The following is a 284-nucleotide window of genomic DNA, read 5'->3' as shown; positions in this document are numbered from 1 at the left end:
CGCCAGGCCGGCTCATCGTTCAAGCCCTATGTCTATGCCACGGCCATGGAACATGGTTTCACGCCGAATTCGATCATTTCGGGCGGGCCGATCAGCTGGGGCAACTGGTCGCCGCACAATTACAACGGCGAATCCGCGGGCAAGCTGCCGCTGATCGTGGCGATGGCCAAATCGATCAACACGGTGCCGGTCAGGTTGGCGAAGGATTATCTCGGCATCGCGCCGATCAAGGCGACGGCGGAGTCGTTTGGCGTCGAGTCGCAACTGGAAGCGCACAAGACCAT

At 60.6% G+C, this 284-nt stretch carries 1 protein-coding gene; it reads left to right on the top strand.

Going from position 1 to position 284, the window contains the following annotated elements:
• Positions 1-284 (top strand): penicillin-binding transpeptidase domain-containing protein (locus EN852_RS40050; RefSeq protein WP_281407874.1); only part of this gene is annotated, 284 nt, incomplete at both ends.

This window comes from Mesorhizobium sp. M2E.F.Ca.ET.209.01.1.1 (genome assembly GCF_004010375.2).
In the GTDB taxonomy this organism is placed as follows: Bacteria; Pseudomonadota; Alphaproteobacteria; order Rhizobiales; family Rhizobiaceae; genus Mesorhizobium.
The sequence above is the reverse complement of the archived record's forward strand: the minus strand, read 5'-3'. Positions and strand labels throughout refer to the sequence as shown.